Below are 1,093 nucleotides of genomic sequence, written 5' to 3' on the forward strand. Positions count from 1 at the left end.
TCCCAAGCCGTCATCTCCACCGTCGCCGTCGACGGCACCCTCGCCCTGCTCGACGCCCTCAACAACACCCAAATCCACGTCCCCGACGCACCCACCGACACCACCACCACCGACACCACCACAACAACCCCCACCCCCATCACCACCACCAGCAACGACCACACCCCGCAACCGCCCCCCACCAACGACCCGGAAGCCGGGAGCGGAACCGGAGGCGGCGACGGAGCCGGGAACGGGCACGGGAGCGGCAACCCCGGAAACAACGCCGCGAACACCAACGACCACGCTGATCCCGCAACCGACAACGACCCCGACACCATCCACACGCCCAACCCCGACACCGACACCGCACCGCCCAACGCCCACCCCCGCACACCCACCCCCGAAACCACCAACACGACCGCCCCCGACACCACCAACACCCTCGACCACCAACCCGACCCCGCCACCCAAAACCAACCCGACCCCACATCCGAAAACACAGCCGGCCCCACCACCACCGACGCCCCGGCCAACCGCAACGACCCCGCCACCACCGACACCCCCGGAAACCACACCCGCGAAGACACCGACGCCCCCGCCGACACCCCGGCACCGGCCCCCGCGCCCATCAACATCGCCGCCAACCCACCCACCACCAGCGGACCGGCACCCACCCCATCCGGCGGCCCCAGCACAACCAACACCGGCAACAACCCCAGCGGGACAGGCAAAACAGGCGGGCCGAACAACGACTCAACCAGCGGCGGCAGCGCAACCACCGGCAGCACCAGCGGCAGCAGCACCCCCACCGACGACCCGGGCAACCCCCACACCGGCGACAGCAGCAGCAGCGACTTCGGCCCTACCACCGACCAGGGCCACCCCGACACGGACAACCGCGCACCAGAAACATCCGTGCCGGGATTCGAGGGTCAGGCTCCCCCCGCCACCGAAACCACCGACACCCAACACGCCGGCCCCACCAACGACGGCCCCCAGACCTCACCGGACCCCGACCCGCAAACCATCGACAACCCCAACACCGGCCAGCACGACCCCGCAACCACCCCGGACACCGACACCAACCCCGCCGACCCCCCACCCGCCTACA

1 pseudogene is annotated in these 1,093 nt (G+C 70.4%); it reads left to right on the forward strand.

Annotation, left to right across the window (positions count from 1 at the left end):
* Window positions 1-1,093 (forward strand): annotated as a pseudogene (locus tag ACYVD5_RS04640) (hypothetical protein); the annotation flags it as partial.

This window comes from Streptomonospora sediminis, from assembly GCF_054778995.1.